The sequence below is a fragment of the Saliphagus sp. GCM10025334 genome (assembly GCF_042663485.1).
GTDB lineage: Archaea > Halobacteriota > Halobacteria > Halobacteriales > Natrialbaceae > Natronosalvus.
In genome coordinates, this window is record NZ_JBHTAF010000004.1 from 64,709 (window position 1) to 88,156 (window position 23,448).

The following is a 23,448-nucleotide window of genomic DNA, read 5'->3' on the forward strand; positions in this document are numbered from 1 at the left end:
GAGTCTCGAGAAACGCGAACGGTCAGGCCTCGCCGTACACTGGAACGGCCGCGCCGCTGGTCACCGAGGCGCCGTCGCTACAGAGAAACGCCATGACTGCGGCGATATCGGCCGGGTCGACCCACGAGTCGTGGTCCGCGTCGGGCATCATCTCCCGGTTTGCTGGCGTATCGATCACGCTGGGGAGGACGCAGTTCGCCCTGACCGCCCCGCGGTTTTCCTCGGCCAGCGTCTCGGTCAGGATTTTCACGCCGGCTTTGGTGATCCGATAGGGGCCGTCGCCCGACCCGCCCTCGAGCCCCGAGCGCGCGCTCACGTTCACGATGGCACCCCCGGTCTCCTGGAGGTGCGGAAGGGCGTGTTTCGACGACAGAAACGCCGACTTGAGGTTGACGTCGACCAGCAGTTCGAACTCCTCGAGCGGCGTCTCCTCGATGTAATTGCCTCCGCGCCAGGTCCCGGCGATGTTCAGCAGGTGGTCGAATCGGCCGTGATCGTCGAGGACCGTCTCGAACAGGGACTCGACGGCCGATTCGTCCGTGAGATCCGCCTGGTAGAAGTGGGTGTCCGCGTCGGGGTCGAGTTGGGCGTCCTCGTCGTCGGGTTCGACGACATCGACCGCACAGACGGTCGCGCCGGCGTCCCGAAAACGGTCGACTGCAGCGCTTCCGAGGGCTCCGCTGGCGCCCGTGATGACTGCGACGGTTCCGTCGAACTCGAGTGTCGGTGTCGACATGGGCGACCCGTCCACGCCCAGCCGAATCAAACTAGAGGGCGAGTAGAGTGGGATCGCACTCGAGGGCGAATCGGCCAAAGTCGTACTCGAGGGCGAAAGACCAAACTCGAACGCCGGTGCAGAATAGCCGAGGTCGCTCTCGAGTGCGGAACGGGCGAAATCACACTCCGATGCGAAAGACCACGGCGGCAATCGACAGGGCAGACTTCAAGCAGGTTCGTCCACTGTGTCCACACAGGCAATGCGACTCATCGCTCACCGCGGATTCGCCCGATCGGCCCCCGAAAATACGATCACCGCCATTCGATCGGCAGCGGAGTACGCCGACGCCGTCGAGTTCGACGTTAGACGGTGTGGCTCCGGCGAACTCGTCGTCTTCCACGACGACACGCTCGAGCGCGTCACCGTGGAGTCCGGCGCCATCTCGGATCGACCCCTCGAGGAACTGCGAGCGCTCACCGTCCTAGACTCCGAAGACACGATTCCGACACTCGAGGAGGTTCTCGAGGCGTTGCCACCGTCGCTCGAGGTCAACCTCGAGATGAAGGAACTCGGCATCGCCGCGGACGTACTCGAGGCGCTCGAGGGGGTCGAAAACCGGGTCGTGACGACCTCGTTTCTCCATCCGGAGCTTCGACGAATACGCGAACTGGATCGCGACCAGCCGACCGGCCTCCTGGCCAGTCGCCACCTCGAACATCCGGTGACGACTGCCATCGAACTCGACTGCGACGTCATCGGGGCGAACTACTGGCGCTGTCTCGCTACTCGGCTAGTGCCGCGAGCGAAGGCCCTCGGCCTCGAGGTTCACGCCTGGTCGATCGAGCACGAACTCCTCGCCCGTGCATTGGGATATCGCGGCGTCGATTGTATCTCCGCCGATCGGCCGCTAAATCTGTAGCCGTCGATCCGGGTCTGTGATGGCGGCGTCGAACGGCTCCCCGTGACAGCACCGCTTGTACGGCCTCCCGTGACGGCACCGCTCGAACACTCCGTTCTCGAGAGGCACACTGCCCAACTCCGGACTACTCGACGTGAAAGTTCACCACGTGCTCGGGGGCGGCGCTCGAGGCGGGTTCGTCGCTCGTCACCTCGTCCTCGCGTTCGTCGCTGTCGTCCGACTCGAGGGTGACCCCCAGTCTCTCCTGACCAGGGTCCGGCAATATATCCGAGACCGTCTCGACGTGGTCGGCGATCGCGCTCGGTCGCTCCACCGCGACCCGTTCCAGACAACCGAGGAGGCGATTCGTCGTCTCATCGTCCAGCGAATTGGACGATTCCGAGAGAAACTCGACGACCCCCGGTACCGACGGGGCTACGTCGTCCGGCGACTCGGCGGCCAGTTTCTCGAGGCAGTAGGCGACGTCACGGCGGACGCCGGGGGTCGACGCCCCGAGCATCGACCGGAGGACTGGCACCGTCGGCAAGCAGGTCGACGGGTTCGTGTCGACGGTTCGGCGCACGGTCGCCACGCCCCGTTCGCGTACCGCTGGGTCTGGATCGCTGAGCCTCGCGACGACGGCTCCGAGATCGAACGATGCGTCTCCTTCTGTGGGACTCTCGCCCCCGCCCCCGTCCCCCGACATGTACGATTGGACACCTGCTACAACGAGAGCATAAGTATTGTGGCCGACCGAGTTCCCACCGACTCGAACGGCATCGCGGACCATTGGATAATACCACTAAAGTATATCTCGGTGCAGCCCGGAGACCCCCACGATGGCGTTTAGCGACCAGCTACTCGAGACCGGCGCGCCGATCTGGGAGGCCCAGCAGACCCACCCCTTCGTGAGGGAGCTCGCGGCGGGAACGCTCGCGGACGAGGCGTTCCGCGCGTGGGTACGACAGGACTACCGGTATCTGCTCGATTACGCGGGTACGTTCTCCATCGCGGGATCGAAGGCTCGAGACCCCGACACGCGGGCGCACTTGCTCTCGGTCGCGCACTCGATCCTGGAGGACGAACTAGAGTTACACCGCTCGTTCGCCGAGGAATACGGCCTCGCGCGAGCGGATCTCGAGGCCACCGAGAAGGCACCGACGTGCGTCGCGTACACGAACTTTCTCCTCCGAACGGCCTACGAAGGGTCGATCGCCGAAATCGCCGCCGCGATCTATCCCTGCGGCCAGGGCTACCTGGACATCGCCGCTCACATGGACGACCTCGCGACGGAGGAGCACCGCTATACCCCGTTCATCGAGAAGTACACGAGCGACGAGTTTCGTGACTCGGTCGCCTGGATGCGCGCGTTCGTCGACCGCTGTGGCGAACGGTATCCGGGCGAGCGCGAGGCGATGGAACGCGCGTTCCTGACGAGTGCGAAACTCGAGTACCGGTTCTGGGAGATGGCCTACCAGCGGGAAGACTGGGGGCTGTCGGGAGCGACCGGAGGACGAAACCACGTGGACTCGCAGTAACCTATCAGTCGTAGCTAGATCCCTATCAGTCGTGACCGGACACGCGAACCGGCTCGTACGGCTCCTCGAGGTACTCGAGGTCCGAACGCGAGAGCGAAACGTCGAGCGCCTCGACGGCCTGCTCCAGGTGCTCGACGCTCGTCGTGCCGACGATCGGCGCGTCGACCCACTCCTGGTGGAGGAGCCACGCCAGCGACACCTGAGCCATCGTGAGGCCCTTCTCCTCTGCCAGTTCCTCGACGCGTTCGTTGATTTCGCGGCCGCCGCCCCCACGGTACGGGTGGGCGTACAGCTGTTCCTCGGCATCGCCGCGGGTCGTCGCATCAACCCGTTCGTCCGGGCGGGTCAGGTAGCCGCGAGCCAGTGGCGACCAGGGGAGAACGCCAATCGCCTTCTTCTGACACAGCGGTAGCATCTCTCGTTCCTCCTCGCGGTAGACGAGGTTGTAGTGGTTCTGCATCGTGACGAATCGCTCGAGGCCCAGTCGCTCGCTCGCGTGCAACGCGTCCGCAAACTGGTGGGCCCACATCGAAGATGCGCCCAGGTACCGAACCTGGTTTCGCCGGACGGCGTCGTCGAGCGTCCGGAGGGTCTCCTCGATCGGCGTGTTCTCGTCCCAGCGGTGGATCTGGTAGAGGTCGATCGTATCCATCCCCAGCCTGTCGAGGCTGGTCGCCAGTTCCTGCTCGATGGCCTTCCTCGAGAGTCCGCCCGAGTTCGGGTCGTCCTCGTCCATCTGGAAGTAGCACTTCGTGGCGACGACCGACCGGTCGCGGTGGCCCTCGAGGGCGTTCCCCAGAATTCGCTCGGACTCTCCTCGCGAGTACATGTTCGCCGTGTCGAAGAAGGTGATCCCGAGGTCGATCGCCCGCTCGATGATCTCGCGGCTCTCCTCCTCGTCGAGCACCCACGGTCGCCAATCGCTCGAGCCGAAGCTCATACACCCGAGACAGAGGCGACTGACGTCCATGCCGGTCGAGCCGAGAGTCGTGTACTCCATGCGGGATGATCGACTATCGGGCCCAAATAGCCACCCGTTTCAGACGACGCCGCGAACCAGCGACCCGAGCACGGGGAGTCCGAGTGCGGCCCCTATCGTGAGGTAGATGGCGGGTGCCATCTCGAGCGCCGGGCCTCGACCACTACCGAGCACGAACGCGAAGACGACGAGCACGACGAGGCCGAATCCGAGGCCGTAACCGAGCGCCCGCGGGAGGCTCCGTGCGACGAGGCCGACCAGAACGCCCCCGGCGACGAGACCGATCCAGTGGAGCCACGAGAGGACGAGGCCGAGGCCGACGGCGACGAGCAGGGCGAGGAGGTGAATCGGGCGTTCGGTTTGAACTCGAGCCAGCGTCGGTCGAACCGTCGTCGCCGTCTCGTCTCTACTCTCCGAAGCCGTCATCGCTCCACCCCCTCGAACCGCGTCGCCGTCTCGCCGGCGGCCTCGAGGTCCATCGACTTGTACTCGCTGTCGGCCCACCGCTCGAACTGGTCGTCGTAGTGAGGCGAGAAGTAGTCGCCCGAGTTCCCGCCGGGGAGAATCGCCCAGGCTTCGGCCCCGGGTTCGACCACCATCCGCCAGCTGGCGCCGACGGCGCTCTCGACGCGGTAGTTGTCGACCGTCGCCCGAGAGCCGTCGGTCGGTCGCTCGTCGTAACTGAGAAACGGCGCCTCGCTGCCGAAGGGGTGGCCGACGGGCCCAGTGGTATTCCAGTCGCCGTAGGTGTCCCACCCCTCCTCCTCGAGTTCCTCGAGAGTCGCCTCGAGCGCCTCGACGAGAATCGTCTCCCGCGAGCGGTCCTCGAAGACCGGGCTCTCGGCTGGCAGCGTTGCGACGATCCAGTCGTTTGGGTAGTACTCGGGCTCGAGGTCGGCGGAGTCGAAGACCGGCTCGAGGATACCCTCCCGGAGATGCTCGAACCAGCGGACGAAGAGGAGGGCCCCGCGGGAATCGCGTACCATCTCGTACTCCGGACCCCAGTCTTCGAGCGTCTCGATGGCGTCCTCGAATTGGTCGGGATCGTCGACCGTCCCGTCCTCGAGTGCCGTGGTTCCGGCCTCGAGCAGATCGGGAACCGTGTCGACGGCGCGCTCGTCGCGACGGTCGGTCTGGAGGTCGCGATGAAAGGCGACGTCGGTTGGCGTGCCTTCGTCGGCCGCGGCATCGAGTACGTCGTAGATTCGTCGACCACGATAAGGCATCGCGAAGGCGGTACCGAGGTAATGCTCGGTGTCGTCTGCAGTCCGCTGGTTCGCCGTCGCCAGCAGGTCGGGATCGATCGCCGCGGGCTGTTCCTCGAAGGGGACGAACCCGTCGCCCTCCCAGTCGGAGACGTCGTAGGGCTCGTAGCCTTCCCACTCGCCCTCGCCCGCGGAGCCGTCGAAGACGCGATTTCCTGCGATCGGTTCGCCGCTCGAGCCGTCGCCCTCCCGACGGATCGGCAACTGGCCGACGGCAACGTACAGCGTCCGTCCGTCCGCGTCCGCGTACACGAGGTTCTGGGTTGGCACGTCGAACCGGCTGCCGGCGACGAGCGCGTCGTCGACACCCTCGCTGACCGTCAGGTCGTAGACGGCCTGGGTCGTCCGGGTCGCGCTGAGTCCCGTCCAGGCGACGCCGACTGTCTCGCCCTCGCGCTCGAGCAACGGGCCGTGAACGGTCTTCCTGGCGGTGATCGTTCGATTTTCGTCGCCCGAGACGGCGATCTCGTGTTCCTCGGTCTCGAAGGCGCGCCACTCGCCACGGTAGCGGTAGCGCTCGTTCTCGTCGTCGATCTCGTAGGTGTAACAGTCGAGGACGTCTGCACCGACGTTCGTGAAGCCCCAACCGGCGACCTCGTTGGCGCCGATGATGACGAAGGGGACGCCCGGGAACGTCACCCCACGAACCGAGGTCTTGGGAGTTTCGACGTGCTGTTCGTACCACAGCGGCGGCGTCATCAACCGGAGGTGCGGATCGTTCGCGACGATGGGCGTCCCGCTCTCGGTGTGCTCGCCCGAGACCACCCAGCTATTCGAGCCGACGCCGGGCGGCGACTCGAATCGCGAGAGCCACGTCGCCAGCGAAGAGGGACTCGAGTCGCGGGCGCCGGTCGTTCCCTCGCCGTCGGAGGCGGATTCGCCGTCATCGCCATCTGACCCGTTTTCGACGGTGCGGACGCCGCGGAGTTCGCCCAGGTCGTCGACGTGGTCCGGGTCCGTGCGCAATACTGGCGTGTCGTGGTCCATCCGCTCGGGGAACAGCGCCTCGAGAGTCGACGGCTCGAGCCGTTCCTCGAGTACCCGGCGTCGAAGCGCGCTGAAGTTCCCCGTGAGCGTCCAGGCGATCTGTTTCTCCATCAAGAGCGTGTCGGCGGGCACCCACGGGTCCGGCTCGAATCCGAGCAGTTCGAACTCGAGCGGGAGTGTCGTCCCATCGAGCGCCGCGTTCACGCCGTCGGCGTAGGCCTCGATGAGCGACCCGGCATGGGTCTCCTCGAGGGCGTTCCAGGTGGCTTCTGCGGCCTCAGCGAAGTCCATCCGGACGTGAAACTCGTCGCTCTCGAGGGTCGCCTCGCCGACGACGGCCGACAGTTCACCCCGCATCTGCCGACGCTGAAGGTCGAGCTGGAAGCCGCGGTCGAACCCGTGGAGGTGACCGACGGCGAAGTAAGCCGCCCGCTCGTCGTCTGCCTCGACGTGGGGGACGCCCTCGTCGTCGATTCGAACGGTCGCGTCGCCGTAGGGACTCTCGACGTGGTCCGGACGTTCCCGGTCGGCGGCGTTCCAGGCGGACCCCGAGAGCGGCGCGAACTGCTCGAGGAGGTCGCCCGCGGACGAGAGTGAGAGCCCGGCGACGCCCGCGAGGACGGCCGCGGCGAGCGCGCCCCGTCGCGTCATTCCTTCGTTCACGGCCGGTGACATTCGCGGGGTGGCGTATAACTACTCGGGTCGCGGCGCTAGGGGATCAGCGGGCGTGCCGACCCACACTCTCGTTCACCTCACAGAGCCGCCTGGTCGACCCGCTCGAGCCACCACTGAAGCAGCAGGTACGCCCCGAAACCGGCCACCACGTAGCCGGCGAACAGGAGCCAGGTCGTCGGCGTCTCGCTCCCGATGGCCAGTTTCGCGACCGTGTTCGCGGGGTGTTCCGGTAGCAGGGACGTGACGACTAGCAGGCCGACGATACCCGCCGAGTAGAGCAACTGCGCCTGGCGTCGATCCGGGGCGTACAGCGCCACGGCCATCCCGAGAGCGACGATGAGCAACGCCAGCGCGGCGACGAGGATCACCAGCGCCGCTGGGTTGGCGATTGCCGTCCCGTTGAACGCGAGCAAGAGGAGCCAGGCGAGTCCCTGCAGCGGAGCCAGGCTGGCCGTCGCGACGAGTTTCGCGTCGATCACGTCTGGGAACGACAGCGGCGCCACCCGGAGCAACTCTAACGTGCCACGCTGGCGCTCCTCGATCAGCGAGTCGACGGCGATCGAGCCGCTGATGAACACCGGCAGGAACAACAGGAGCGGCACCAGAACGGTGTAGGTGAACCCGAAGTACGGGGTCGCGCTCGTCTCGGGCACGGACAGGGGTGGCGACTCGAGTCGGTCGGCGTTCGCCCGCCGTTCCTCGAACTCCACCGTGCGGAACGTCCCCTGGAGTTCCGAGATCAACAGCGTCGTCCCGATCCCCTCGTCGGGTGCCGTGACCACGACCGCGAGCCGGCCGTCGTCCAGGCGGTTGGTCTCGACGACGGCGGCGACGGCTCGTCGGTCGAAGTCGGCGTAAGCGGCCCCACGGTCGTCGTAGAGCCGCGGTTCGATGGCCTCTCGATGGTGGACGGCCTCGAGCAGGGCATCCCTGTCGTCGCCGGTGAGCGCGACGGTCATCTCCTGACCCTCGACGGCGCCGGGGTCGTACAGCGAAACGAGGCCGACGACCAGGAAACCCGAGAAGCCGGCGATGACCAGTTGGATCGCCAGTGCGAGCACGATGGTCTTCTCCGAGCGCAGGGAGCGCCACTCGCGGCGGACGATGGCCAGTCGAGCGTGCAGGGTCGAGTCGTCCTCGCCCGCCCGAGGCTCACGCGACAAGCGCGATCACCCCGAGGTTGTAGACCGCGTGAGCGAGTGTCGCGGCGGTGAGACCGAGTGCGTACGCGGTCCGGCCTCGACTGGCACCGACCGCCCCGATGATCGCCGTCACGACGTGTAACACAAGCGGTGCGAGGAAGACGGCGACCACCACGGCAACGGGGGCACCAGAGAGTGACGGACCGAACGCGGCCTGTCCCTCGAGCAGGTCGGGAAGCCCGACGAACTGGGCGGCGTGGGTGAGTTTTTCGCCCAGGAAGAAGCCCAATCCCGAGAGCGCGCCGAGGACGACCGCCGTTCGGACGGACGATTCGAACCGCGAGTGGGCGTAGCCCGCGTAGACGTGAAGGCTCTTCGCGAGTTCCTCGAGGAGCGCGGCGACGACGAAGACGATCGGCAGCGACACCGTCTGCGGGAGCGCGAAGACGAGCGCGACGGTGAGCAACTGGCCAGCGAAGACGAACGGGATGAAGACGACCGGCATCGCGAGCACGCTGGCGTATCCGCGGACGTGGGCGGCGACGGCGTCGACCGCCTTCGACGGGATCGGCTTCTGGGTGAACATGTCCTCCTCGCGATAGCTCCCGAGGCCGAGGCCGAAGAGGACGAGCGCGCCGAGCAACAGCGGCGCCGTGGAGAAGAGGTACTCCCCGAGGCGAACGCTCTCGCCCTGGAGGTCCAGGACGACGAGTGTTAGCGGCGAGATGAGTGAGATCGGCGTGACGTTCGTGAAGATCGCCGGAACGAACGTGTAGGTCGTCAGCACCACCGAAACCGTCACCGTGACGAACGTGAGTTCCTTGAACGAGCGGGCGAACATCGCCCCGACGAACGTGGCCGCGAGAAAGACCAGTGCGATGGGGACGACGGCGGCGACCGACAGCCAACCCCCCTCGATCCCGTACGCGATCGCGACGACGATTCCCAGGAGCCCCAGCAGGTACGGGAGCGTCTTCCCGGCGACGATCTCGTACCGCGAGGCGGGCGAGACCAGCAACAGTTCGCCACGGCGCTTGATCCGCTCGTCCATGATCGTGCTCCCGTAGGACTGGATCACGACGTTCATCGGGACGACGAACAGGAACGCGAGCACGAGCGACCGGAAGGGAAACGGCGGCGTGATCGATCCCGCCGTCTGGGGCTGGCCCGACGCCTCGATTGAGCCGCCGCCGAACTCCGGCGTGCTGATGCCGGAACCAGGGCCGTCGCTCGAGTCCGCGGGAGCGCCGCCACCGTCGCTCGAGCCGTCGCCACCGTCCGTCGAACCGTCGCCACCGTCCGTCGAACTGGCGCCGGATCCGGTCGATCCGCCGTCGCTCGAGTCGGTCCCTCCGCTCGCCGAATCGAGGCCGGATCGCTGCTGGTAGGTCAGTGTCACGGAGACGGGGAACGCTGCGGTCCGGTCGTCCTCCGCGTACATCCGCTCCTCGTTGTAGGTCTCGACGGCGTCGGCGAACGCGGCGTAGGCGGCCTTCTCCTTCGAGGTCTGTGCCCTGCCCGGATCGATCACGTCGCCGCGGTACACCCGCACGTCGGCGTCGGTACCCGGTTCGACGGCCGTGAACGTCGGATTCTCGACGGCGACCGCGTGGTAGGGGCTCTCCTCGTCGACGGCCACGGTGTAGAGGCCATCCTCGAGACCCACGCCCTCGTCGAGGGTCGCGACACCCACCATACCGACGACGAGGGCGAGCGCGAGGACGATCAGGACCGTCTTTCGGTCGACCGTCCCGGCGCTCCGCGAGATTTCCCAGCGCGCGATTCGAGCGGTTCGGCGGACGAATCCGCGAACGGCTTCCGATCTCGACGGGCTGTCGTTCGTGTCCTGGCGCTGGCTTCGAGGGTCGCTCGAGTCGGAACCGACCGTCACGCGGCCGCCTCCCCGGCCACCTCGAGGAAGATCTCCTCGAGACTCGGCGTCTTCGTCTGGATGTCGGTGACTGAGCCGCCGGCCGCCTCCACGGCGTCGCGGACGGCGTCGACGCCCTCGAGGTCTCGAACCACGTATCGCAGGTCGCCGTTCTCGCGAACGATCTCGGTCACGGGGGCGGCGATCGCGTCGCTTCCCACCACTTCGGTCCCGTCGGTGGCGACGAAGACGTGGTAACTCGTCCCACCGTAAGTCGATCGGATGTCCTCGATGGTTCCGCGAGCGACGATCTCGCCCTCGGCCATGATGACGAGGCGATCACAGACGCTCTCGACGTGAAAGAGGTTGTGTGCGCTGAAGACGATCGTCTTGCCGTCCTCGCTGAGTTCCCGCGTGAACTCGAGGATGGCGTTCGTCGTCAGCGGGTCGAGCCCCGAGGCGGGTTCGTCGAAGATGAGCACGTCGGGGTCGTTGACCAGCGCGCGAGCGATGGCGACCTTGCGCTTCATGCCCTTCGACATGTTGCCCAGTTCTCGATCGCGGTGCTCGAGGTCGAGGCGATCCAGCAGGGCGATGATGCGCTCGCTCGCCACGTTGTCTGGCACGTCGTAGAGATCCGCGAAGAACTCGAGGTAGGAGATGGGCGTCATCTCCTCGTACAACGGCGACTCCTCGGGGAGGAAGCCGAGACGGCGCTGCATCGCCGAGGAGCCGGCGGGGTGGCCGGCCACCACCGCGGTACCGTCGGTCGGTTCGATCAACCCCGCGAGCATCTTCAGCGTCGTGGTCTTGCCGGCGCCGTTGTGACCGACGACGCCGAACACCTCGCCGCGGTCGATCGAGAACGAACTGCCGTCGACGGCGACGAAGCCGCCGTACTCCTTGCGTAGATCCGCAACGTCTATCATTCAATTGTATCGATAGAAGGAGACCCCGCAGAAAAGGCTAGCGGCCGGTCGGGGCCCGAGCGAGCGCCAGACTGTGCGGCGAGAGGACGTCCCACGCGGTGGCTTTCCCTGCACCTATCACTATCCTCTATTCCCGTCTCTAACCCGAACCCTGCCTATCCGGCGCACCGAATCCCACCACGACCGCGAACAGGGCCGCCGGCCCACACAGCAACCCGAACAGGAGCACTCGAGGGGCGACCCGTTCGAACCCGACGGTGACGAGTTCGACGGCGGAAGCGAGTCCGATCGCTCCTACGACCCCGACGACGACCCACTCGAAGACGGTGCCTTCGACTCGTACGTCGAGGCGAGCGAGTAGCGCGGATCCGTCGCTCCAGGGGTCGTCGGCGTCGGGGACGCGGAGGCGACGCGTTATCCCGTCCTCGTCTCCGTCTTCGGCTCGGACGGCCTCGATCCCTCGTCGGTACGACGCGAGGATCGCGCCGACCAGGACGCCAACGAAGACCGCCTGGCCGACCGGCACCGACGGCACCACCAGCGCGAATAGCCCCAGCGCCAGCGGCGGTGTGGCACCGACGGCGACCGTCTCGAGGACGTCGACGAGCGGCAACGACTCCGCTCGAGGGACCGTCTCGCCGGAAGCATCGCCTCGTCGGTCGCTCACGTTGCTCGGGGATTGTCCCCGTTACGTCGAAAAGCTTTCTTCCGGGACCGTTCGCGAAGCTCGAGTCCGTCGAACCCGGCTACGGTGGTCGCTCGAGCGAGAATCGTTCGTCGGTCTTCGCGTACCAGCTCCCAGCCAATCGTCCGACGGCGTCGACGTTCGCTACGTCGATTTTCCCATCGGTCGTCACCTCCTCGTCGAGGTGGACGTAGCGAACGTCGCCGAGGACGAGCGTGGACCCGCCAACGTCGAGCAGGTCTCTGCGGGTGCACTCGAGGGCAACCTCCGAATCCGCGACTCGCGGCGGTGCGACGACGGTCGACTCGGCGCGCTCGAGACCGGCGTGCTCGAACTCACTGTCGCCGGCCTCGAGGGTGGCGCTGGTTTCGTTCATCGCTTCCGCGAGGTCCTCGGTCACGAGGTTGACGACGAACTCGCCGGTGTCGCGAACGTTCCGCGGCGTGTCCTTGGGGCCGTCCGCACCGTCGACCGGCGCGAAGACGACGACCGGTGGCTCGACCGAGGCGACGGTGAAAAAGCTGTAGGGGGCGAGGTTGTCGACGCCGGCCTCACTTTGGGTGCTGACCCACGCAATCGGGCGCGGGACGACCGCGCTCGAGAGGACTCGATAGAGCGACCCCTCCCGTTCGTCGACGTCGATTTCGATCGCGTCGGTTGACGTCGTGGGATCGATCACTGCCGATCAGCACCTCCGCCGCGGCTCTCGTTTCGCGGATCGACGAAACTACTTCCAGGAACGTCCTCGCAAAACGCCTTCGTAGTTTCAACGTCGGTACAGCTGTTAGTGACATGGTGCAGTTCCGTCGTCGGTGGCTTGGTTGGGCCGGCTATCATCGTTAGTGATTGCCTCGTGTTAGCTGGTACGATACCGAACTGCTATAGGCTTTCGAGACGAAGAGAAACCAGATACCCACGATGTCATCCGAATCCACTCCACTCGAGGTCGAGCCCGCTGATACGTCCACTGACGGCGACGTCGCCGTCGGATCCGAACCCGAGGACTCGCCCTGCCCCGTCATCGATTCGATCGAGCAGATCGGCTCCCAGTGGCGACTCGCTGTCCTCCACGAACTCCAGAACGGCGAGTACCGCTTCAACGAACTCAAGCGCGCGACCGACGCGAACGCCAGGACGCTCTCGCGAGTGCTCGAGGACCTGGGCGAACTCGGATTCGTCGACCGGCGGATCGAGGAGGACGCGCCGATCGCGACCTACTACAGTTTGACCCCGAAGGGGCGGTCGCTCGAGCCGGTCTTCGACGAAATCGAGTGCTGGGCAGGCAGCTGGCTCGAGGAGTCGGCGTCTGGGGACGAGTAGCTCCTGTCGAGACCGCTAACCGAACCGCGACCGCGACTGCGATGGTGGCAGCGGTCTGCTGAATAACCGCCGAACGAGTCACTCCCCGAAATCGGCGTCGTCGAAGTGTTCGTTAGCCAAGTCGTCGATCAGCTCCGTGACCTCGTCCGCCGTCTCATCGTCCAGGTCCTCGACTGCGCCGACACCGCGGCCGCCGCTTTTCGCCGTAGCGAGGGCGTTCTTGTTCAGGTTCCCGTCGGGATCGACTACGGGGAGTTTGAGGTCGGTGAAGTTCTCCGGCGGAAAGCCCGACGACGAGAGGATAAAGTGGTCCGAAACCTCGCCCAAGTCGTCGGTGTCGAAGTCTTCTAATTGGGGGTCGTCCCAGTCCTCGGTCGTCGTTCCCGAGAAGTCGGGTTCGTGCATTTCGTAGTCGGTCATGGGGGCAAATTCATCGAGTCGGAAAATTGGTATGTCCCTTGCGTGTTCAACGATTCTATGAACACGACGTCGTTCCCGTTCGAGCCGTCCTCTCGCCGGTCATTGACAGACAACGAGTCGACACTCGAGTCGATCATGGATGCTGACGAAATGATTGATGACGCCGCGGGTGGGAGACGTGCGGTACGCTCACATACGAACGATGATCCTTTACCCACTATTCGGTCCATGGTAGCCCCCGGACGCGTCGCCGCGATTCACTTCACCGGCCGCATCGCCGAGGGGGACGCCGCAGGCGAGGTCTTCGACACGACCGACGTCGACGTCGCCCTCGAGGAGGGCATCTACCACGACCATCGCGACTACAAGCCACTCGAGGTCAGGGTCGGCGAGGGGAAGATCCTCCCGGGCATCGACCACGCACTCCAGGAGATGGCCGTCGGCGAGCGACGAACCGTCGAACTCGAACCCGAGGAGGCGTTCGGGGCCTACAGCGAGGAGCGCGTGCTCGAGGTGCCTGCCGGAACGCTGGCATCTGATCCGTCCGATCTCGAGCCCGGCACGCTCGTTCGCGACGACAACGGCCAAACCGGCTGGATTCAGGCGGTCGAGGATGACGGCCTGGCCGTCGTGGACTTCAACCACGAACTTGCCGGGACGCCGATCGAGTGCGACCTCCACGTGCTGGCGGTGAGCGACGATTCGAGCGGGACGACGGACGAACTCGTCGCTGACGAGCGCTTGCTCTCGAGGTCGAAGGAGGTCGATGCGGACGAGGCGAGTGCTGACGAGACGAACGCGAACGAGGCAGCCGAGGAAAAGGCGGATTGACGCTTCGACCTCGAGATCGGTTCACTCCTCGACGGTCACCGTCACCCCGTGCGGTTCGTAGGCGTTACAGGCGTACCCGTCCTGATTCCACGGGAACTGCTCGTCGGAGATGGCCTCGAGTCCCGCCTCGGGATCGGATATCGGGCCGAACTGCGTGTACCCGTTCTCGTCCGTCGCTCGCGAGTAGAGGACGTGCTCGCCCGGTTCGGCCTCCCAGAGGTAGCGGAACTGTCGCCAGCCGCCGGGACCGAGGTCGGGGCCGAAGAACTCCGCTTCCTCCCAGCTCTCGCCACCGTCGGTGGAAACTTCCACGGACTCGACGCGGTCGTCGCCAGCCCAGGCGACCCCGAGCACCTCGACGCTGCCGTCCTGGGCGCGCGGCGACACCGTCGATTCCTCGCCGGGATAGCCGATGATCGACTTGACGACCTGGTCGTAGATGTACGGCAGGTAGTCGAGTTCCCCGTTCGCGGCCGCTTCCATCTGCGCCCAGGTGTCGAACTCGTCGATCGTCTCGTTGTGCTCGGCCTCCTCGCCCTCGGGGATGATCCGGTAGGAGTTCTGCTGCCAGTGGAGGTACTGTTCCCACTCCTCGCCGATCATCATCATGTCCATGACCTCGAGTTCGCGGAGCCACTTGACGTTGTTATTCCCCATCCAGCCGGGAACGAGGAGTCGAACGGGGTGGCCGTGTTCGGCGGTCAACGGCTCTCCGTCCATCTCGTAGGCGAGCAGGCAGTCGTCCATCACCTTCTGCATCGGGATGGAGCGCGCGAAGATTCGCTCGCCCTCCGGGTGATCCCCGCCAGCGGCCATCAGCCACTTCCCGTCGCTCGTGTCGGCGTCGTGGGCCTCGAGAATCTCGCTCACCGGCGCACCGGTCCAGATTGTGTTGCCGACCGCGCCGAAGGTCCAGGGGTTGCCCGCCACCTCGGGGTCGAAGTAAGATCGACCGTTGCCCGAACACTGCATCGTGTGGGCCACCGACTCGGTCGAGTACTCGCGCTCGAGGGCTTCCATCGACAGCGAGACGGTCTCCTCGCCCAACCTGAGTTCGATCTCCCACTCCTCGGCGTCGATCTGGGGCGACAGGTAGTGGTTCCGGATGTAGTGTTCCTCCTTCGGCGTGAGGTAACTCGTGTAGGTCTCGCGGGCCGCCGCCTCCGCGTTCTCCGGATCTGGTGAGTAGATGCGCAATCCTGGATAGTGTTCCTCCAGGTACTCGGGCGTCCCCCGTTCGGGTCCGCCGTCGTCGTCGCCCTCGCTCTCGTCGGATTCCGTCTCCTCTTGCTCCTGTCTCGCTACCGCCGACCCGGTTACGCTCAGTCCCGCGAGTGCGCCCGATGCCATCATGAACTTTCGCCGGTCGAGCAACCGCCGTCGTCGTCGTTCGGTCTCGCCCGACTGCTCGTCCCCGCCGCTCGTTGACTGTCTCTGCATGACAAACCCACGCACACCACAGGTGGCGATATAGCTAACATAATCCTGCCGTATCGAATCCCGCTCGATAAAACGTCTACCCATCACTCCAATAGAAAATCGTGCGGATTGACCGGCTCTCGGCCCCTCGAGTTCGGAACGAAACGTCGCTCGAGGTCGAGAAAACGGCTAGTCGTCGGTCGCTTCGCTCGACTCGTCGTCACCGTCGCTACACGGTTCGACCTCGATCGTGCCGACCATCTCCTCGTCGTGGATCGCACAGACGTACTCGTACTGCCCGACGGCAACGAACCGATGGTCGTCGGTATCCCCGCTCTCGCGGGTTTGCTCGTGGTCGATTTCGTCGGTGTCGCCCTCTTCGTCTCCGTCGTCCGTTTCGTGTGTCCCCTCTCCGTTTCCGTCCGTACCGGCCGAGAGGTCGTAGGAGGCGAACGGCTCGGAACCCTCCGGCACCGACGTATTGTCGGAGGCGTCCGGGTGGGCGGTCACGTTGTGCCCCTCATCTTCGAACGTCCAGCGGACGACGTCGCCGACCTCGAGCGAGAGCGACGCCGGATCGAACGCGAGTTCGCCGTCCGGTGCGACGGTGACGGTCGCGTCCGGTTCGTCCAGAACCTCGATCGTGCCGACCATCTCCTCGTCGTGGATCGCACAGACGTACTCGTACGTCCCGGGGATCTCGAACGCGTGGGCGTACGTTTCGTCGGCCTCGCGAGTGGCCTCGTGGTCTATTTCGTCCGTTTCCTCCTCCTCCTCGGTTCCCTCGGTCTCGCCCTCGCCGCTCGAGAGTTCGTAGGAGGCGAACGGCTCGGCCCCCTCCGGCACCGACGTATTGTCGGAGGCGTCCGGGTGCGCAGTCACGTTGTGCCCCTCTTCCTCGAACTTCCACTCCACCGTGTTCCCGAGCCCGATCTCGAGCGCGTCGGGCTCGAATCGACGGTCGCCGTCGGGGGCGACAGAGATCGTTTCGTCCGCGCAGGCGTCGACCTCGACGGTACCGACCATCGTGTTCTCGTGGGGGACGCAGACGTACTCGTACTCGCCGGGGGTGGTGAAGACGTGACGGTACGTCTCACCCTCCGGAACGACCGAGAAGTGGGCGTCGCCCTCGTAGGAGGCGAACGGCTCCGCGTTCGGCGGGTTTCGATTCTTGTCCGACGCCCCGGGAAGGGAGGTGACGTTGTGGCCCGCGCTGGCGAACGTCCACTCGACCGCCTCCCCGAGACCGATGTCGACGTCCTCGGGTTCGAACCGCCAGGCACCGTCGGGGCCGGCGACGACCTGCGTAACGGCGGAGTCGTCGCTCGAGTCGTCTTCGCCGTCGGTTCCGTCCCGTTCGTCGCCATCGCTTTCGTCTTCGCCTTCACCTTCGTCCTCCGTTCCATCACCGTTTCCCTCGTCCTGGAATCGATTGCCGACCGCCCCACCAACCTTGTCGGTCAGTGCTGCGGTCAGGGCGCTGCCCGCTCCGAGGTGGCGCAGAAAACGCCGTCGGGTGTTCGCGTCGCTCATGTGAATCCAATCTTCCCAAAGGTGGCGCCGACAAAGATGCTATTCCACGAGTACGTGACTGACAGCGTCTCGAGAACGAATTCGGCCGGTAGCTCCTTTCCAACTAGAGACCGATCACTCGAGCACGTCGAACGCCACCGCCAGGTCGAGCGGCCGGTAGACGAACCGGTACCGGCCGGCCGGGAGCCCTGGACAGACCTCGAGTCCCGAGTACAGCTCCTGGACGGCCGCCTCGGATAGCTCGATCTCCCAGTCGAAGCCCTCGCCGGGACGGTGAATGATGCCCTCGTCCGTGTAGCCGATGCCATGTTCGGACCGGTGGCCGCGAACTTCCTGCCAGCCGGACTCGGTCCGAACTTCGAGCGAGAACTTCCGGTCGTTGCCGGTCCCCTGCTCGACGCTGGTGAGGTTAGCCATCGTGATCGACACCGACTCGCCGTGAGCGATCTCGAGGGGGTCGACGCGCATGGCGAACGCGTCGGCGTCGCCCCAGCGAACCGACTGCGCGGACGAGAGACGCTGGAAGTCGTCGTTCGAGCACTCGAGCGCCTCGGGAATTGTCGCCGGATCACCGTCCGGTTCGACGCCACCCTCGAGTCCGGACGGGTCGATGACGCGCTCGCGAGCCGCCTCGACGGTTTCGGTATTCCCCCAGCCATCGGTGAGCGTGACGACGGCGTTGTGAAGCCATACCCCGTCGCCGTCGAACGAGATCCGCGTGAGCGACGACGGGTAGGCTAGCGCCTCTCCACAGCCGCCGTCGCTCGAGTCGACGACCGTCGCCGTCGCCGTGATCGCGCTCTCCTGGGCGTCGAAGTTCACGTCGTCGACCTCGATGCTGTCGTGACAGATCGTCGGGCCACCGGATTCGACGAGCACGAGCACCTCCGTCTCGAAGTCGGTCTCCTCGAGGAATGGATCCACGGTTTCGGCAGTTCGGTTCGTCGCGACGGCGTCCAGCCGCTCGAGGACGTCGGGCCCGGTGATCAGTGCAACCGTGCCGATACCGTCGGCGGCCCACGGCGGTTCGTCGGTTCGGGGCTCGAGGGCGACGGTTTCGACGCCAGTGATTTCAGGACTCGAACCAGTGCCGTCATTGTTTTTCGAGTCGTCGGTGCCGTTGGTACTGTCAGTGCCGTTCGCCCCGTCACCGCCGTTCGGGTCGTCCTCATCGTTTTCGTCGCCGGGGCTCGAGCCGGTCGAACTGGCGTCGAGACAGCCGGCGACGGCGAGCCCGACACCGAGTGCGCCCGAGCGAAGAATCGTTCGTCTGGAGGGGTCCATACGCGATACTCTCGCTGGAGACGATAAGTGCTCTCTGGAAGGTCAAACAACGATTTCACCGTTGTTCGGGGACGCACGCGACAGAATCGGTAAGAACTACGGACTCGAGTCGACTACTCCGCCGGATCGAGTTCGACTTGCTCGAGGGAGCGATTCAGGTGACAGACCTCGTGTGGCGGGTCGCCGAGCAGTTGCTGGATCCGGTACTCGCGGTCGAAATCGACGCCGTCGGGTTCGCAGTAGGCGTGGCTCGGGCAGTCGATGTACGGACAGGGACCGCTCAGACTCGCCTTGCTCCCGCTGAACGCGCCCTTCGAGGGGACGTTCGCCACGACGGTCGCCGGTTCGACTTCGACAGCGCGGACACCCTCGTCGTGCATCGCACACTCGAGCGTCTGGGCGTTCTCGCGGACGTCGGTGACGCGGTAGCGGCGGCCGACCTCGAGGTTGAGACACTGGCTACGGTAGGGACAGCCCGCGCAGCCGTCGGCCTCGCCCTCGTAGACGAACTCGGTGCCGGGGTCGGCGAGGCGCGTCCCGAGGAGGGTCACGGTGGTCATTGGTAGTCCCCTTCGGACCGCGACCGGTTAAGCCTCACGTCACTCACTCGAGCCAGTTTCGTCGACGTGGTCAACGCAGTCGTTCGCACCGGTCAGTCGGCTCCGACGCTCTCGAGGTAGTCCTGGGCCGCGATCCGGATCACGTCCTCGGGGCCCTCCACGCAATCGCGCCTGAGCGCCGGGTACTGGCCCTCGAGACGGTTCGCGATCAGGCCGTCGATCGCGGCGACCTCCTCGACGGTCATTCCCTCGAGTTCCATTGAGAGGATGCTCGCGACGGCGCTGCTGACGGCGCAACTCTCGCTCTCGAAGGCGATGGCCTCGATGGTGCCGTCGGGAGCGACGTCGACGTGGAACTCCCCGTCGTCGCCACAGGAGGTCTCCTCGGAGGACTTGACGAGGTCGGGGTTCTCGAGACCGCCAGCGTTCCGGGGGTCGCAGTGGTGGTCGTAGAGAACGTCGTGGTACCGGTCGGATTGCAGGTAGGCGTCTAACTTCGCGCGGGCGTCGTCGATCGCCTCGAGCAAGGCGTCGACCTCCTCGCGCGTGTTGTAGACGTAGAACGACGCCCGGACTGAACCAGGAATGTCGAGGGCGTCGTGCAGCGGCTGGGTGCAGTGGTCGCCCGCCCGGACGGCGATCCCGCGGTCGTTCAGGAGCGACGAGAGGTCGTGGCCGTGGACGCCGTCGACGTTGAACGCGACCAGGCCGGATCGCTCCTCGCCCGCGGGCGGCCCGTAGGTCGTCACGTCCTCGCGCGCCTCGAGTCGCTCGAGCGCGTACTGAGCGAGGTCGTTCTCGTGGGCCGCAATCGCGTCCATCCCGATCTCCTCGAGGTAGTCTGCCGCGGCCGCGAGCGCGATCCCCTCCGCGATGGGCGGGGTGCCGGCCTCGAACTTCCAGGGGAGTTCGTTCCAGGTCGAGTGCTCGAAGGTGACGTGACGGATCATCTCGCCGCCGAAGAGGAATGGTTCCATCTCCTCGAGGATCTCTCGCTTACCGTAGAGGGCACCGATGCCCGTCGGTCCGGCCATCTTGTGGCCCGAGAAGGCGAAGAAGTCCGCCCCCATCGCTTCGACGTCGATGGGACGGTTCGGTGCGGACTGGGCGCCGTCGACGACGACGTAGGCGTCGTGCTCGTGGGCCATCTCGGCCAACTTGGCGACCGGGTTGATCGTCCCGAGGACGTTCGAGACGTGGACGACCGAGACGACCGCGGTGTCCGGACCGATGAGTTCGTTGGCGTGCTCGAGGTCGAGGTGGCCGTCGTCGGTCACCCGGACGAAGTCGATGTCGGCACCGGTCTTCTTCGCGACCTGTTGCCAGGTCACGACCGAGGCGTGGTGTTCCATCTCCGTCGTCACGACCTGGTCGCCGGGCCCCAGTTCGTTGAGCCCCAGGCCGTAGGCGACGAGGTTGATACTCTCGGTGGCCCCCTTCGTGAAGATGAGTTCCTCACGCCCGCCGCTGGCGCCGACGAACTCGGCCAGTCTGTCGTGGGCCTGTTCGTAGGCGATCGAAGCCTCGTGGCTCAGCGTGTGAATCCCGCGGTGAACGTTCGCGTTGTACGTCGAGAAGTACTCCTCGAACACGTCGTAAACCTGTCGCGGCGTCTGGGTCGTCGCCGCGTTGTCGAGGTAAACGAGGTCCTGCCCATCGACGTCGCGCTCGAGTATCGGAAAGTCTGATCGAACGGAATCGGCCATATCTCGTGATTACTCCAATTGATTAAAATAGTTGTGACGGCGTCGAAATCCGCATCGTTCGAGATGGGTACAGAATACGTGGGCACCAAGACGAAAGTACGCGGGTGCCGAGACGAAACCCACATTACCCGGACGCACGACAGTACCAACGAACGAACAGTGACGCGCGTCTGCCTCGTCGGCTCGCCCGACGTCTCACTCCAGTACGAACTCCTCTCTCGAGAGACGTCTCGGGAGGCCCTGTCCACGTACGACCTGGCTCGCCCCTTCGAGAACTCGCTGTCAGTTCGGACAGTGAGCCTCGGAGCCGCCGTCTCGCTGTGTAACGACCTCCAGTGGTACCTCGTCCGGTTCGTCGACGAGGTCCTGATCCAGGAACCGAGCGTGAGCGACGACGAGTGGCTCTCGCGCGACCTCGCTGTCGCCCTTCGAAACGGCGACCTCCAGCCCGCGGAGACCGGCGAGCACCTGAAGATATTCGGGCTCGAGCGACCCGAAGAGCCAGGGCTCGAGACTTCGACGGGTGACGGCGGGAAGCCCGACGATCGACAGCGTGCGACCGACACACGAAACGACGAACCCGGCGCCGGAGACGAACAGGCGACCGACGCCGACTCGATTTCCGGGCCCGCACAGGCGACGACGCGTCTGGCCGGCAACGGAGTCGAGCCACGCGGCCCGCCGAAACTCGTCGAACCGCTCTACGTCCGCCGAACGGACGGGGAGACGCCCACGTACGACCTCAGGGACGTCGAGGAGACACTGATCGTGCGACTCACCGAATCCGAATTTTCGCCATAGCTCGAGCTTATCCGTCGCTCGAGCGGATCTCGTCGGCTCGTCGGCTCGTTGGTTCGTTGTGGAGACCTACAACGACCGAACATTCACTACTCTGCTCGAGAAACACGCTCCATGGTCATCTCGACCGAGCCAGCGTGGAAGTAACTCGTCGACGGACTCGGACGGGAGTATCAGGACGCGGTCGTGTACGGCGATCTCGAGCAGGAAACGATCCTGCACGAGGGGGACGTTCGACTGCTGGCGAACGGATGGGTCGAACTTCCCACCGGTCGACTCCTCTCCCCGGACGCAGTCCATCACATCGACACGTAATTCGACCGACAAGATGGACGCCTCGAAGACGCGCGCAGCGACGTTCGTGGTGCCAATCCTGGCAGAAATCGGAACCGTCAGTCGAACAGCCCCGTCGAGAGATATCGTTCCCCGCTGTCCCAGAAGACGGTGACGACCAGCGGGCAGTCGTCCTCCGTCTGACCGCCGTCGGCCCGGGTCTGGGTCGCCGGCGTGAGCGGCCCGTCGAACGCGTCGGGGAGTTCCGGACACTCGAGATCGGGATCGGCCACCTCGTGAGCCACTTTCTGTGAGACCAGACTCGTCGCACCGCTCGACTGTCCGACGAGGACCCCTTCCTCACGAGCCAGGCGGCGACACTCGTCCTCGGCGTTCTCGAGTGCGACAGTCTCCACGCGATCGATCAGGTCGGTGTCGAGGTTGTCGCTGACGAATCCTGGACCCATGCCCTGGAACTCGTCGTTTCCGGCCACCCCCGTCGAGAGCACGGCGTTGCGCTCGGGCTCGACGGCGACGATGTCCACGTCGGGGAACTCCTCACGGAGTCGGCGGCCGACGCCAGAGAGCGTCCCGCCGGTGCCGACGCCGGCGACGAAGACGTCGACCGTGCGCTCGCCGACCTGGTCGACGATTTCCTCTCCGGTCGTCCGGTAGTGTGCCTCGGGGTTCGCCGCATTCTCGAATTGCCCCAACTGGACGGCGCCTTCGGCCTCGAGTTCGTTGGCACGCTCGCGAGCGTCGGTCATGTCGCCGTCGACGAGCTCGAGGTTGGCCCCGTAGGCGGCCATGATCCGGCGCCGTTCCTCGGACTTCGAGGCTGGCATCACGATCGTCAGGTCGTAGCCTCGGGCCGCCGCGACGAGCGCGAGGCCGATGCCCGTGTTCCCGCTGGTCGGTTCGACGAGGCGGTCGCCCGACTCGAGCCGTCCGTCGCGCTCGGCGGCCCGGACCATCGCGAGCGCGGGGCGATCTTTGGCCGACCCGCCGGGGTTGAACGACTCGATCTTGGCGGCGACCGTCGCCCCCTCGGGCGAGTCGACCTGGACCAGCGGTGACCCGATCGTGTCCAGGATACTGCCTTTCATCGTCCATCGGTAGGGACTCGATCGGTATACGCGTGGCGGACCCCGGCAGGACGTGCCGGTGACGAAATAGAACGGGATGCCACGAACCAATCCGTTAAGCCGTTCGCGTCGAAACTATCACGCGTGACGCTCGAGACGATGCGACCGAACCCGACCTGGGACAGCGCCGCCTACGAGGACACCGTTTCCACGCTCGCGGCCCACCGCGAGGACCTGACGTACCTCGTCTGGGGCGGCGACTGGTGTAAGGACTGCCGAGCGCTCCTGCCCGACTTCGCAGCGGCGCTCGAGGGCGCCGAAATTCCGGACGACCGGATCGAAGAACTCGCGGTCGACACGGACAAGCAGGGGCCGAAGGTCGACGAGTACGATGTCGAGTACATTCCGACGGTCGTCGTGCTTGACGACGACGGGACCGAAGTTACCCGGTTCGTCGAGAGCAAGTCGCTTCCCCCATCGGTGTACCTCGCAGAACAGATCGAAAGTGCACTCGAGACGGTCTGAGACGCTAT

At 65.6% G+C, this 23,448-nt stretch carries 23 protein-coding genes and 1 pseudogene; 7 read left to right on the forward strand and 17 right to left on the reverse strand.

What is annotated here, in order from left to right:
• Nucleotides 1–22 precede the first annotated feature (22 nt).
• Nucleotides 23–736: an SDR family oxidoreductase gene (locus ACFQO4_RS16185; RefSeq protein ID WP_500261908.1), complete on the reverse strand. Its 714-nt coding sequence runs from the start codon at nt 734–736 to the stop codon at nt 23–25.
• Between the two features lie 241 nt (nt 737–977).
• Between ACFQO4_RS16185 and ACFQO4_RS16190 the strand changes: the two genes are divergently transcribed.
• The gene (locus ACFQO4_RS16190; protein WP_500262064.1) at nt 978–1,637 is read left to right on the forward strand and encodes a glycerophosphodiester phosphodiesterase; all 660 of its coding nucleotides are present in this window, start codon (nt 978–980) and stop codon (nt 1,635–1,637) included.
• 124 nt (nt 1,638–1,761) lie between these two features.
• Here the strand turns inward: ACFQO4_RS16190 and ACFQO4_RS16195 are convergent, their stop codons facing one another.
• Nucleotides 1,762–2,322: a hypothetical protein gene (locus tag ACFQO4_RS16195; protein WP_500261909.1), complete on the reverse strand. Its 561-nt coding sequence runs from the start codon at nt 2,320–2,322 to the stop codon at nt 1,762–1,764.
• Between the two features lie 133 nt (nt 2,323–2,455).
• On the opposite strand from ACFQO4_RS16195, the gene tenA reads away from it, so the two are divergent.
• A complete protein-coding gene (gene tenA / locus ACFQO4_RS16200; RefSeq protein WP_500261910.1) occupies nt 2,456–3,154 on the forward strand; it encodes a thiaminase II in 699 nt (232 codons plus the stop codon).
• A 25-nt stretch (nt 3,155–3,179) separates the two neighbouring features.
• Here tenA and ACFQO4_RS16205 read toward each other — a convergent pair whose 3' ends face one another.
• The 8 genes from ACFQO4_RS16205 to ACFQO4_RS16240 form a co-directional block, all read right to left on the reverse strand.
• The gene (locus ACFQO4_RS16205) at nt 3,180–4,154 is read right to left on the reverse strand and encodes an aldo/keto reductase (protein ID WP_500261911.1); all 975 of its coding nucleotides are present in this window, start codon (nt 4,152–4,154) and stop codon (nt 3,180–3,182) included.
• Nucleotides 4,155–4,193: 39 nt separating this feature from the next.
• The gene (locus ACFQO4_RS16210) at nt 4,194–4,559 is read right to left on the reverse strand and encodes a hypothetical protein (protein WP_500261912.1); all 366 of its coding nucleotides are present in this window, start codon (nt 4,557–4,559) and stop codon (nt 4,194–4,196) included.
• Entirely contained in the window at nt 4,556–7,048 is a 2,493-nt protein-coding gene (locus ACFQO4_RS16215; protein ID WP_500261913.1) for a penicillin acylase family protein, read from the reverse strand. The genes ACFQO4_RS16210 and ACFQO4_RS16215 overlap by 4 nt, the downstream gene beginning before the upstream one ends.
• Before the next feature lie 89 nt (nt 7,049–7,137).
• Complete coding sequence (locus ACFQO4_RS16220) at nt 7,138–8,223, reverse strand: ABC transporter permease (protein WP_500261914.1); 1,086 nt, start codon at nt 8,221–8,223, stop codon at nt 7,138–7,140.
• Complete coding sequence (locus ACFQO4_RS16225; protein ID WP_500261915.1) at nt 8,213–10,093, reverse strand: PrsW family intramembrane metalloprotease; 1,881 nt, start codon at nt 10,091–10,093, stop codon at nt 8,213–8,215. Before ACFQO4_RS16225 ends, ACFQO4_RS16220 begins: the two co-directional genes overlap by 11 nt.
• Nucleotides 10,090–11,001: an ABC transporter ATP-binding protein gene (locus tag ACFQO4_RS16230; protein WP_500261916.1), complete on the reverse strand. Its 912-nt coding sequence runs from the start codon at nt 10,999–11,001 to the stop codon at nt 10,090–10,092. The genes ACFQO4_RS16225 and ACFQO4_RS16230 overlap by 4 nt, the downstream gene beginning before the upstream one ends.
• 139 nt (nt 11,002–11,140) lie before the next feature.
• Entirely contained in the window at nt 11,141–11,668 is a 528-nt protein-coding gene (locus ACFQO4_RS16235) for a hypothetical protein (RefSeq protein WP_500261917.1), read from the reverse strand.
• A gap of 79 nt (nt 11,669–11,747) precedes the next feature.
• The gene (locus ACFQO4_RS16240) at nt 11,748–12,365 is read right to left on the reverse strand and encodes a flavin reductase family protein (protein ID WP_500261918.1); all 618 of its coding nucleotides are present in this window, start codon (nt 12,363–12,365) and stop codon (nt 11,748–11,750) included.
• A 239-nt stretch (nt 12,366–12,604) separates the two neighbouring features.
• On the opposite strand from ACFQO4_RS16240, the gene ACFQO4_RS16245 reads away from it, so the two are divergent.
• Nucleotides 12,605–13,006, forward strand: coding sequence for a winged helix-turn-helix transcriptional regulator (locus tag ACFQO4_RS16245; RefSeq protein WP_500261919.1), 402 nt, complete (start codon nt 12,605–12,607; stop codon nt 13,004–13,006).
• A gap of 78 nt (nt 13,007–13,084) precedes the next feature.
• Here the strand turns inward: ACFQO4_RS16245 and ACFQO4_RS16250 are convergent, their stop codons facing one another.
• A complete protein-coding gene (locus tag ACFQO4_RS16250; protein ID WP_500261920.1) occupies nt 13,085–13,426 on the reverse strand; it encodes a hypothetical protein in 342 nt (113 codons plus the stop codon).
• Between the two features lie 228 nt (nt 13,427–13,654).
• Here ACFQO4_RS16250 and ACFQO4_RS16255 point away from each other — a divergent pair, with 228 nt between their 5' ends.
• Nucleotides 13,655–14,257: an FKBP-type peptidyl-prolyl cis-trans isomerase gene (locus tag ACFQO4_RS16255; protein WP_500261921.1), complete on the forward strand. Its 603-nt coding sequence runs from the start codon at nt 13,655–13,657 to the stop codon at nt 14,255–14,257.
• Nucleotides 14,258–14,278: 21 nt separating this feature from the next.
• Here the strand turns inward: ACFQO4_RS16255 and ACFQO4_RS16260 are convergent, their stop codons facing one another.
• The 5 genes from ACFQO4_RS16260 to ACFQO4_RS16280 all read right to left on the reverse strand — a co-directional run bounded on the left by ACFQO4_RS16260 (nt 14,279) and on the right by ACFQO4_RS16280 (nt 20,759).
• A complete protein-coding gene (locus tag ACFQO4_RS16260) occupies nt 14,279–15,697 on the reverse strand; it encodes a sulfite oxidase (RefSeq protein WP_500261922.1) in 1,419 nt (472 codons plus the stop codon).
• A 168-nt stretch (nt 15,698–15,865) separates the two neighbouring features.
• Nucleotides 15,866–17,209, reverse strand: coding sequence for a plastocyanin/azurin family copper-binding protein (locus ACFQO4_RS16265; protein WP_500261923.1), 1,344 nt, complete (start codon nt 17,207–17,209; stop codon nt 15,866–15,868).
• A 114-nt stretch (nt 17,210–17,323) separates the two neighbouring features.
• Entirely contained in the window at nt 17,324–18,493 is a 1,170-nt protein-coding gene (locus ACFQO4_RS16270; protein WP_500261924.1) for a hypothetical protein, read from the reverse strand.
• Between the two features lie 113 nt (nt 18,494–18,606).
• Complete coding sequence (locus ACFQO4_RS16275; protein ID WP_500261925.1) at nt 18,607–19,053, reverse strand: UPF0179 family protein; 447 nt, start codon at nt 19,051–19,053, stop codon at nt 18,607–18,609.
• Between the two features lie 92 nt (nt 19,054–19,145).
• Nucleotides 19,146–20,759: a SufS family cysteine desulfurase gene (locus ACFQO4_RS16280; RefSeq protein ID WP_500261926.1), complete on the reverse strand. Its 1,614-nt coding sequence runs from the start codon at nt 20,757–20,759 to the stop codon at nt 19,146–19,148.
• A gap of 159 nt (nt 20,760–20,918) precedes the next feature.
• Here ACFQO4_RS16280 and ACFQO4_RS16285 point away from each other — a divergent pair, with 159 nt between their 5' ends.
• Nucleotides 20,919–21,560 carry a DUF5804 family protein gene (locus ACFQO4_RS16285; protein WP_500262065.1) on the forward strand — a complete coding sequence of 214 codons (642 nt, stop codon included), beginning with the start codon at nt 20,919–20,921 and terminating at the stop codon, nt 21,558–21,560.
• 111 nt (nt 21,561–21,671) lie between these two features.
• A pseudogene (locus tag ACFQO4_RS16290) lies at nt 21,672–21,872 on the forward strand (hypothetical protein).
• Nucleotides 21,873–21,949: 77 nt separating this feature from the next.
• On the opposite strand, the gene ACFQO4_RS16295 reads toward ACFQO4_RS16290, so the two are convergent.
• Nucleotides 21,950–22,936 carry a PLP-dependent cysteine synthase family protein gene (locus tag ACFQO4_RS16295; RefSeq protein ID WP_500261927.1) on the reverse strand — a complete coding sequence of 329 codons (987 nt, stop codon included), beginning with the start codon at nt 22,934–22,936 and terminating at the stop codon, nt 21,950–21,952.
• 123 nt (nt 22,937–23,059) lie between these two features.
• On the opposite strand from ACFQO4_RS16295, the gene ACFQO4_RS16300 reads away from it, so the two are divergent.
• Nucleotides 23,060–23,440 carry a TlpA family protein disulfide reductase gene (locus ACFQO4_RS16300; RefSeq protein ID WP_500261928.1) on the forward strand — a complete coding sequence of 127 codons (381 nt, stop codon included), beginning with the start codon at nt 23,060–23,062 and terminating at the stop codon, nt 23,438–23,440.
• Nucleotides 23,441–23,448 lie beyond the last annotated feature (8 nt).

Coding starts and splice junctions, on each gene's coding strand:
- ACFQO4_RS16185 (WP_500261908.1), bottom strand. CDS start 736: ATGTCGACACCGACACTCGAGTTCGACGGAACCGTCGCAGTCATCACG.
- ACFQO4_RS16190 (WP_500262064.1), top strand. CDS start 978: ATGCGACTCATCGCTCACCGCGGATTCGCCCGATCGGCCCCCGAAAAT.
- ACFQO4_RS16195 (WP_500261909.1), bottom strand. CDS start 2,322: ATGTCGGGGGACGGGGGCGGGGGCGAGAGTCCCACAGAAGGAGACGCA.
- tenA (WP_500261910.1), top strand. CDS start 2,456: ATGGCGTTTAGCGACCAGCTACTCGAGACCGGCGCGCCGATCTGGGAG.
- ACFQO4_RS16205 (WP_500261911.1), bottom strand. CDS start 4,154: ATGGAGTACACGACTCTCGGCTCGACCGGCATGGACGTCAGTCGCCTC.
- ACFQO4_RS16210 (WP_500261912.1), bottom strand. CDS start 4,559: ATGACGGCTTCGGAGAGTAGAGACGAGACGGCGACGACGGTTCGACCG.
- ACFQO4_RS16230 (WP_500261916.1), bottom strand. CDS start 11,001: ATGATAGACGTTGCGGATCTACGCAAGGAGTACGGCGGCTTCGTCGCC.
- ACFQO4_RS16245 (WP_500261919.1), top strand. CDS start 12,605: ATGTCATCCGAATCCACTCCACTCGAGGTCGAGCCCGCTGATACGTCC.
- ACFQO4_RS16250 (WP_500261920.1), bottom strand. CDS start 13,426: ATGACCGACTACGAAATGCACGAACCCGACTTCTCGGGAACGACGACC.
- ACFQO4_RS16255 (WP_500261921.1), top strand. CDS start 13,655: ATGGTAGCCCCCGGACGCGTCGCCGCGATTCACTTCACCGGCCGCATC.
- ACFQO4_RS16260 (WP_500261922.1), bottom strand. CDS start 15,697: ATGCAGAGACAGTCAACGAGCGGCGGGGACGAGCAGTCGGGCGAGACC.
- ACFQO4_RS16265 (WP_500261923.1), bottom strand. CDS start 17,209: ATGAGCGACGCGAACACCCGACGGCGTTTTCTGCGCCACCTCGGAGCG.
- ACFQO4_RS16270 (WP_500261924.1), bottom strand. CDS start 18,493: ATGGACCCCTCCAGACGAACGATTCTTCGCTCGGGCGCACTCGGTGTC.
- ACFQO4_RS16275 (WP_500261925.1), bottom strand. CDS start 19,053: ATGACCACCGTGACCCTCCTCGGGACGCGCCTCGCCGACCCCGGCACC.
- ACFQO4_RS16280 (WP_500261926.1), bottom strand. CDS start 20,759: ATGGCCGATTCCGTTCGATCAGACTTTCCGATACTCGAGCGCGACGTC.
- ACFQO4_RS16295 (WP_500261927.1), bottom strand. CDS start 22,936: ATGAAAGGCAGTATCCTGGACACGATCGGGTCACCGCTGGTCCAGGTC.